Consider the following 7,322-nt stretch of genomic DNA (forward strand, 5'->3'; position numbering starts at 1 on the left):
TGACGCCACGCCGTGCAGCGCCGAGCCCGCTCCCCACCAGGTTGGAAAGGGCTCAATGCTTCGAAATGGTAATGCAGGTTGAGGTACTCCTCTATCGGTACTGACTTGTCATGGACTACCGAAAAGTCAACGGCAACCAGTTCGGTCGTGTCAACCTCGGCCACCAGAAGCTCTGCATCCGGGAGTCGGTCAAAGTACGCATGTAGGAAGCGTGCACCATCAGCGCGTTTGAGCTTCTCACCTTTAATCCTATTGCAGCGTTCGCAGCATGGGACCAGGTTCGTTGCCAAAATTGAAAACTCGGGGAAACTGGCCCTCGGAAGATAATGATCGAGAGTTGCAACGGTTCCGTTGGCGCACAGCGGACACCGCGCACCGTTCGCCGCCATTAACTCATTTCTAATGTGCGCGAACGGTTTACCATTATCCATCAGGGCGAAGTTGCTCTTCAGGGCCTTCTTCAGTTCAGGGGCCACTGGACGCATCGGCGCACAGCTTGCGAAGTCAGCGTGGTAATCACCATATGCCACTGAGACTGACGTTGCCGCTCCGACCAGCAACTGCCTTGTGGTGGGGCGACGCCGAGCGGTAAACGCCAGGTAGTCCACGTCATCTTCACGACTCGGGCGTTGTGCAGGAATCACTGGTTAGCGCGCCGCCGACGGAGCTCTCCGACTACGTATGCCCTAGCCTGCGAACTCATAGCGCCGTCGAACATTTCCTCGATTTCCTGCAAAGAGAAGCGCTGCACCAAGCTGTTCAGCACTCGGTGGTAGTCGGTCTGAGAACTATCCAAGTTGAAGACTGTACGAGTGAGAAAACCTATGTTCTCCCCGAAGGTTTCCTCCTCAGGTAGATCTACTCTCGTGATTTCTCCGAAACGTCTCAAAACTCGGACATGTCGACGCGGTATCTCTTGCAGTACCACTGGAGAATGCGTGGCCACGACCGCGAATGAATCTCGACGCTGCAAGGCGACGCTCACGCTCCGAAGGAGCGCAGCCAAGAGTGGGGGGTGCAGGTGAGATTCCGGTTCATCGATAAGAACTAGCGATTTCTCTTGCAGATGTGCAACCAATTGCACAACGATGTTCAGAACAATTTTGTGCCCGGTACTGGAACGAGCAAGTTCCTTTCTTGCAGTGTCAAAGTCGTTACTAGAGTCGAGGAATCCTTGCATTCCAATGTCCGAAAACGAGGGCTCTAGGGCTAACGTACTAAGCGCAGCCTCAAGGATATCTCTCGCCGACTCGCTCTGCGCAAGCTTCAAGGAGCGTAAAAACTCGTCGAGAATCTCACCGCTGCCCTTCAGTGCGGCTCCTTCTCCGCCGCCCCTCTTCTCTTCATCGACAGGCGAGTCGGGCCCTCCAAGGTCGTCGTCAAACTTGCGCAATCCACAATATGAGTAACCAAATAGCTCGCCACGCTTTTCGACCCTTAGACGCTCCTCCCGCGTACCTCCTGGAAGTTCAAATGTATCAAATGCACTATAAGAGACTGCAATGGTGGAGCCAAATGCAACTGAATCAGTGTTTTCTAGAAGTTCGCCATATTGGGCTTGAAAGTCAGCACTGGCCCGACGATTCTGATCGGCACTTGCGACCATGGCAAGATTTGCTAACAGGGTGGTCTTTCCGACTCCATTGTATCCAATGACTGCGTTTATACGATTTGGGAGGTGCTTAGTGTCTCCGAATGTGAAGCCGATGTCAAAGCTGCTTCCACCTACTTGTGTGCGGAAGCTGAACGCGAGTTCCGACGGCTCATCAGCGCCCGAAGCTCCGTGCCAGAATAGCCTTGGCGCATCTTCGAGTGCGCGCTCAGCACTGCCAGCTCGGAGAAGCGACGTCTCAAAGGCTGGATGCTCCCGCGCTGCAGCCTGTCGTTCGGGCGAATACAGAACATCTTGCAGTGCTTCGAGGATCGGCTCGTAAACTCCGGGACCGCGCTCCTGAAGTAGCTCGTAGTAAGTGAACGCCTGACCAAGACTAACAAAGCTGTCGCTTAGTCGCTCGAATTCATCGGGCAGCTCCGTCCGGCCGCGCGAGGGCGGGAGTCTCAAGTCGAGGATCTTCACTTCACCAAGGCGAACAATATCGTTCTTGCTGTTCCAAAGTTCAGCGACGAACGTCGTCTTGAAATGATAGTCATCCCAGTTGTCCTTATACAGCAGGACATGCGGGTACTCCTTCGTGCTTACGCGGTCGCCGTACGACAGCGGGTAGAACTTCACGGGGCACCCCCCTTCCGGGTCAGCGACATTCTGCCGAATCCGGCTGGATGAGATCAAGGTGCCGCCTCCGGCGGCGCGGGCCGGCTACGCCGGCACCGCTTGGCTCGCTCGCTCCTGCCTCTGGCCCGCTTGCGGCCGAAGGCACCAGCTACCTGGGCCTGTCCACCGGAACCACGAGGATCCGGGAGCGGGAATCCATCAGCTTCTACTCACCCGTCTGCCAGTCCGGGCGTCGCAGGCACAGTCTGCCCGAACCGCAGACGGCCGGTGCTCCGCGCAGCGGTCCTTGGATAGATCTCAAGCACGAAGCCACCGTCCACGTCTGCTGCGTATCGCACTGGGCCAGAGAGGTCCTGCCCTCCTCGATTTCGCGCGGAGTCGGGTGCTCAGATCACGAGACGTGCTGGTGCTTGACTACCTGGATCAGGTTAGCCCGCTTGGTCTTCCAAAGATCTTGACATTTGCCCGACTTGTTCACACGTGCGACGAGGGAGCGCTGCCAATCCACACGCTAGTACTGCAACGGCGGTTGATCAGGCGGGTGGGCGTTCGCCGCGTCGCCGGTAGTGGCATTCGCGGGCCTGTTGTTGGCGTTCGCGGCGCCAGCGCGACCAGTGCATGACGTGGTCGAGGTAGGCGTGCGGGGCGAAGGCGAGCGTGGCGAGGAGGCGGCGGATCTCGTTGGCCGACAAGCGGATCAGCGTGCGCCGACCGCCACTGGATCCCCCTTTTCGGCCTCGCGTCCATGTTCGGTGGCGCGGGTGACGGCGAGGTAGGCCGCGGCGAGCATCGCGAGGGTGATGTGGGCGTGCCAGGCCCGGTAGGACCGGACCTGGTAGTGATCGAGTCCGGCTTCGTTCTTCGCGGTCTGGAAGCACTCCTCGATCGCCCAGCGCGCGCCGGCGACTCTGACCAGCTCGCGGAGCGGGGTGTCGGCGGGGGCGGCGCAGCGGTAGAAGGCCAGCTCACGGACCGTCTTGCCCTCGGGTGCCTCGGTCTGGCGGCGGACCAGGAGCCAGTGCCCCCAACCGGCGGGGAGGCCGTCGGTGTCGAGGGCGACCGCGGTCCAGTCGTAGACCCGCTCACCGTGCGCGCCGGGGCCGATCGAGCGCCGCTCCCACCCGGTCTGCCCGGTCTCGGGATCGCGCGCCCCGGCGATCGTGGCGAGGACCTTCGCGGGGCGGCGGTTGCCGTCCGGGCTGGTCAGCAGGTCGTCGTTGCGGGTGGCGAGCACGAACGGGATCTCCCGCTCGGCCAACCACTCACGGAAACCGGGATTCTGTCCGTAGGCCTCGTCCGCGGTCACCCACGACCCCGACGTCAGCGCCCCGGCGACGTGGGCGCGGGCCAGCATCGCCGTCCCGAGCTGCGGCTTCGTCGCGAACTCGACGTCGTCGGGGACATCGGCACGGCTGCAGCGTTCCCGGTCCTCGGTCCAGGAGACCGGCAGGTAGAGCTCCCGGTCGATCAACGCCCGACCCTTGGTCGAGGCGTAGGCCAGGAACACCCCGAGCTGACAGTTGTCGATCTTCCCGGAGGTGCCGGTGTACTGGCGCTGCACCCCGGCCGAGCGCACACCCTTCTTGATGAACCCGGTCTCGTCGACCACGAACACCCCGCTCGCGGTGTCGCCGAGCTCGTCGAGGACGTAGCCGCGCAGGTCGTCGCGGACCCCGTCGACGTCCCAGTCCGCGGTGCGCAGCAGTCGCTGCATCCCGTCCGGCGAGACCGCCCCGGCGTGCTCGGCCAGCGTCCAGCCGTTCTTGCGCTCGAGCCCGGCGAGCAGTCCGCGCAGGTAGGTCCCGACCCGGCGGCGCGGCTCGGCCCTGCGGAACCGGCCCGAGATCAGCTCCACCACCGCGTCCAACGAGGCCACCCACCTGACAAGATCAAACACACGGTGATCATCACCGCCCGACCAGGCTAAACCCTCTCACGACACGCCCAACTGCCGTTGCAGTACTAGCCGTGTTGTCGTGGTGTCCGTCGTTGCCGTGATCAGCTGCATGGCGCGTGCGCCGAGGCGTGGTGCGTGGTGCCTGGCGGCGTTGCAGCGCTATCCCGGAGCCTGAACGGCCCCTGCAGCCATGGGAGACGGCTCCCTCCAAATCCTCGCCCGGTAATGGGCGGAGCCGCGGTAGGGGAATCGGCGACGAGCGGGTACCTCGTGGCCGCTGCGGCCAAGCGGCCAGAGGAGTGGCTGGCAAACGTGGGTGACGTTGGGCCTTGTCATGGTGGTTCTTGTCGGCGCGGGGTTCGGGCTGGGTTTCTAGGTTGCGAGCTGGTGAGCGAGTGCGAACGGCGTAGGCCTGATGTCCAGAGACTCTGGCGCACATGGGTACTCATGCTGTTCGCCGTCCTCGTCTGTCTGGTCGGCGTGCTCGGTCTGTTCGGGTCGCGTTCTCCACGTCGGAGTACGGGTTGGTGCTCGCTGCGGCTCGTCGGACCGGGACTGCGGTGGCCGCGTGGGTTGGGGAGCAGGCGGTCGAGGCGGCCACTCCGGCCGCGCGGCGGGATCGGCGGCGGAGCATGGTCGCGGAGTTGGTGCGGGTGCGTATTGAGCTGTCGGCTATCGCCAGCGCAGGTGGGGTGAGTGCGGACGCGGTCGCTGCGCGCCTGCAGCAGCTTGATGAGGTCCTGGACCGAATCGTGGCGTCCACACCCGGCCGTCGGTGATCGCGAAGGTCGTCCACGGGTGGCGGGCGGGCGGTCTGCTGGCGTACCTGTTCGGGCCTGGTGTGGCGGATGAGCATGTCCGGCCGCGGGTGGTCGCGTCCTGGGACGGCCGCGACAGCGGCTGGCAGCCAGAACAGCGAGGGCCGGGCGAGCACGACCTCGAGCTCGGCCCTCTGATCCGGGCGATGCAGGCACCCGCAGTCGCCGCTGGGCTTCCACTCCGAGAGCCGAGGGACGCGGGGCGGGGGTATGTCTGGCACTGCTCAGTTCGTCTCTCGGGCGCTGATCGGGTGCTGCCGGACGAGCAGTGGGCGAAGATCGCGCGCGAGGTGCTCCATGACGCCGGGATCGCCGAGCGGGACGATCCGGGCGGACCTCGGTGGGTCGCCGTCAGACACGCCGACGACCACATCCACATCGCTGCGGTCCTGGTCCGTCAGGACTCGAGCAAGCGGTTCTGGCCGCGCAACGACTATCCGAAGCTGCGGGCGAGCGCCCAGCGGATCGAGGCCCGGCTCGGGTTGACGGTCACCCCGTCCGCCGACGGCGCGGCGAGCAAGAGGCCGACTCGCGGTGAGTTGGCGAAGTCGGAGCGGGAGTCGAGGCGCCCGGCCCGGGATGTTCTGCGGGGTGCCGCGCGGCGGGCTGCGCTGCGGGCGTCGTCGGTGGAGGAGTTCGAGCAGGCGCTGCAGCGAGAGGGCCTGCTGGTGGAAATCCGGCGGGCACCGTCGGGGGATGCGATCGGCTACAAGGTGGCGGTCTCGCCGGACCTGATCGCGTCGGGCGAGCCGGTGTTCTACTCGGGCAGTCAGCTGGCCCCTGACCTGTCGTTGCCCCGCTTACAGCAACGGTGGGAAGAGGCAGGACCAGTGGAGCAGCGGCGAATTCGCCCCTCGAGTGCCGCGGATCAGGTGCGGCGTGTCGCCGACGCGGTCGAGGCCGGAAAGGCCGCGCCGCAGGATGCCGCCGACGGGTTGGGGGACATGCTGACGGCGCTGTCCGCGACCACGGACCCGTCAGACCGGTTCCGGTTCGCCGCAGCCGCGGACCGCGTCCGGGGGACCCGGCCACGGCAGAGCGCCGGTGGTGAAGGCGTCGACTTGCGGTCCGTCGCGAGGCGGCTCCTGCTCGCACGCAGGCTCGCGATCGGTGCGGACAACGGCGGGGTGGAGCTGACGTTCGCGCTCGCTCGGTTGGCGCTCGCGATCGCCGAGCGCAGCCACGCACGACCGTGGGCTCGCGCGGCGTTCATGGCAGCTGCCCAGATGGTCCACGGTGTCAGTCCGGACGCGCCGGTAGCCCGCCACCCTGCGAACGAGAACGAACGCGAACAGCAAGTGCGCACCCGAGGCTGACTCTCGTCGGCATGTGCGACACCCCCAGCCCCAGCCCAGGTGGTGGCCGATGAGCGTCGGCCGCAGCCAGGAGCAGGCGGTCATGGCGACCGCGAGAGTGGTCGGCCCGCAGAACACCGACGTGCAGATCATCCACCCCGGAACGGACGACGCCGCTGTGAGCGTCCGGATCGGGAAGATCCTGATTTACATCCACGAGGAGAAGACCGCCGAGCACTTCCACAAGGTATGGGAGCAGGCGCAGAACGCCGCCGACATGCTTCCCAACTCCGGCGACTTCCGGCTGGTCCGGGCGCTGAGGGGGATGCCGGAGCCGGCGATCGCGGCCAACGCGATCGGCCTGCCGGCGTGCGCCGTGACGGCCGGCAAGACGAAGGGGGACCCGCCGCGGCCGTTCCTCCGGGTTCAGCTCGGTCGCGTCGCGTTCGAGGTACGGGACCAGTTCGCCTTCAACACCTGTGCGCACTCGTTCGCCTACGCCCGCAAGCAGGCGGCGAAGGCGTTCGTGGAACCTGGCCGCCAGCTCATCGTCCATGGAGCGTTCGAGGTCGCAGGTGACGCGTTCTTCCCGGACAGCGACGTCGAGCAGTTCCATCGCCCGGGCGGGAACCAGGTCCCGCCGCCCACTCGACGCATCGAGACGAACGGCGCCGCTCGCGAGCCTGGTGCGCCCATCCGCTGAATCGCTGGCTCTTACAGGGCGAGGACGATGGCCGTGAGGGAGCCGAGGACAAGCGCCGGACCGTAGGGGACGTCCCCGCTGCGACGATCGAGAGCGGCGGTGACGGCGGAGACCAGCAGCAGCACGCTGCACAGTCCGATGCCCAAGGCGAAGCATTGCCAGCCGACAAACGACGTGGCGGCGGCCAGGCTGGGCAGCAATTTGACGTCGCCCCAGCCGAAGGCGGCTGGAACGACGAGCAGAAGCCCGACGGCCACGGCTCCCATCCCGACCGCCGAGATGGCGGCGCGGAGGGCTGCTTCTGCAGAGGTACATGTGAACCGTCCTGGGTCTGCGTGAGGCTGACGTTCAGGCCACCGCACCCTGTTGGGCGATG

Annotated in this window: 7 protein-coding genes and 1 pseudogene; 3 read left to right on the top strand and 5 right to left on the bottom strand. The window is 65.2% G+C overall.

What is annotated here, in order from left to right:
* From ABD993_RS18200 to ABD993_RS18215, 4 genes are all read right to left on the bottom strand, one after another.
* Positions 1–608, bottom strand: a 608-nt coding sequence (locus tag ABD993_RS18200) for an HNH endonuclease (protein ID WP_425569038.1), incomplete at its 3' end; no start/stop codon positions are given.
* Positions 609–640: 32 nt separating this feature from the next.
* Positions 641–2,233 carry an AAA family ATPase gene (locus ABD993_RS18205; protein ID WP_345419502.1) on the bottom strand — a complete coding sequence of 531 codons (1,593 nt, stop codon included), beginning with the start codon at positions 2,231–2,233 and terminating at the stop codon, positions 641–643.
* Between the two features lie 533 nt (positions 2,234–2,766).
* Positions 2,767–2,925, bottom strand: coding sequence for a hypothetical protein (locus ABD993_RS18210; RefSeq protein ID WP_345419505.1), 159 nt, complete (start codon positions 2,923–2,925; stop codon positions 2,767–2,769).
* 5 nt (positions 2,926–2,930) lie between these two features.
* Positions 2,931–4,130, bottom strand: a complete 1,200-nt coding sequence (locus ABD993_RS18215) for an IS701 family transposase (RefSeq protein WP_345419508.1) — start codon at positions 4,128–4,130, stop codon at positions 2,931–2,933.
* A 964-nt stretch (positions 4,131–5,094) separates the two neighbouring features.
* Here ABD993_RS18215 and ABD993_RS36775 point away from each other — a divergent pair.
* The 3 genes and pseudogenes from ABD993_RS36775 to ABD993_RS18225 all read left to right on the top strand — a co-directional run.
* Positions 5,095–5,421: pseudogene (locus ABD993_RS36775) on the top strand (relaxase/mobilization nuclease domain-containing protein); the annotation flags it as partial.
* A 153-nt stretch (positions 5,422–5,574) separates the two neighbouring features.
* Positions 5,575–6,264, top strand: a complete 690-nt coding sequence (locus ABD993_RS36780) for a hypothetical protein (protein WP_425569039.1) — start codon at positions 5,575–5,577, stop codon at positions 6,262–6,264.
* Positions 6,265–6,313: 49 nt separating this feature from the next.
* A complete protein-coding gene (locus tag ABD993_RS18225) occupies positions 6,314–6,946 on the top strand; it encodes a hypothetical protein (protein WP_345419511.1) in 633 nt (210 codons plus the stop codon).
* Between the two features lie 11 nt (positions 6,947–6,957).
* On the opposite strand, the gene ABD993_RS18230 is transcribed toward ABD993_RS18225, so the two are convergent.
* Entirely contained in the window at positions 6,958–7,203 is a 246-nt protein-coding gene (locus tag ABD993_RS18230) for an A24 family peptidase (RefSeq protein WP_345419514.1), read from the bottom strand.
* Between the last annotated feature and the right edge of the window lie 119 nt (positions 7,204–7,322).

This window comes from Pseudonocardia xishanensis, assembly GCF_039541715.1.
In the GTDB taxonomy this organism is placed as follows: domain Bacteria; phylum Actinomycetota; class Actinomycetes; order Mycobacteriales; family Pseudonocardiaceae; genus Pseudonocardia; species Pseudonocardia xishanensis.

Excerpts from the sequence above, each read along its gene's own strand:
- ABD993_RS18225 (WP_345419511.1), top strand. The coding sequence starts at position 6,314 with ATGAGCGTCGGCCGCAGCCAGGAGCAGGCGGTCATGGCGACCGCGAGA.